This window comes from Photobacterium sp. WH24 (assembly GCF_019204055.1).
Taxonomy (GTDB): domain Bacteria; phylum Pseudomonadota; class Gammaproteobacteria; order Enterobacterales; family Vibrionaceae; genus Photobacterium; species Photobacterium arenosum.
This window is the reverse complement of the sequence record NZ_JAGSOZ010000049.1, coordinates 1-1121: the sequence shown is the minus strand read 5'-3', so window position 1 is coordinate 1121 and position 1121 is coordinate 1. Positions and strand designations below refer to the sequence as shown.

1 protein-coding gene is annotated in these 1121 nt (G+C 52.5%); it reads left to right on the top strand.

What is annotated here, in order from left to right; translation table 11 throughout:
* Nucleotides 1–1090: IS256 family transposase (locus KCG43_RS21260; protein ID WP_218387455.1), on the top strand; the 1090-nt coding region annotated here is incomplete at its 5' end.
* Between the last annotated feature and the right edge of the window lie 31 nt (nucleotides 1091–1121).

The window sequence follows — 1121 nt, the reverse complement described above, 5'->3', positions numbered from 1 at the left end:
ATTGGGAGCTGAGCTGGACGAGCATCTGACGAATGAAACTTCTGCCAACCGCAAGAATGGCACCTCCAGAAAGACGGTTAAAACATCGTCAGGTGAATTTGAACTGGAAACGCCGAGAGACCGTAATGGCACGTTCGAACCTCAGACCGTCAAGAAGTATCAGACCCGCCTGACAGATGAGATGGAGGGGAAGATCCTCTCTCTGTTCGCACTTGGTAACAGCTATCAGAACATCCGAGAACACATCTTAGATCTGTACGGCATGAGTATCTCCAACGGCACTATCAACACCATCACCGACCGTTTGGTACCTGAACTCAGAGCATGGCAAGAGCGGGATCTGGAGCCGCTCTACCCCTTCGTCTGGCTGGATGCAATTCACTATAAAATCAAAGAGAACGGTCGCTTCATATCCAAAGCCGTCTACACGATTCTGGGCCTGACCGTTGAGGGTAAAAAAGAGCTGCTGGGGCTGTACTTGTCCGAGAATGAAGGCGCACATTACTGGCTCAGCGTGCTGACCGACCTGCAGAACCGCGGCGTTAAGGACATCCTGATCGCCTCGGTAGACGGTTTGAAAGGCTTCCCAGAAGCGATTGAAACCATCTACCCTGAGACAGAGGTGCAGATCTGCGTCATTCACCAGATCCGCAACTCCATGAAGTACGTTGCGAGTAAGAACCAGAAGGCCTTCATGGCGGATCTCAAGTGTGTCTACAAGGCCGCCACACAGAATGCTGCTGAGCAAGCGCTGGACGAGCTGGAAGCAAAATGGGGTAAGCAGTACCCCTTGGTCATCAAATCCTGGCGCAGCAAGTGGGACAATCTGTCGGTATACTTCAAGTATCCCGAGCAGATCCGGCGGGCTATCTACACCACCAATGCGGTTGAGGCGGTGCACCGTCAGTTCCGCAAGCTGACCAAAACCAAGGGTGGCTTCGCCAACGAAACCAGCTTGCTGAAGCTGCTCTATGCGGGGATGTTGAAGGCTTCCGAGAAGTGGACGCACCCGGTACAGAACTGGAATCTGACGTTATCCCAGTTGAGCCTCCACTTCCCGAACAGGGTTGATCAATATGTGGATCTGTGACTTATGCTGACACAGAACTATGAACACCCTC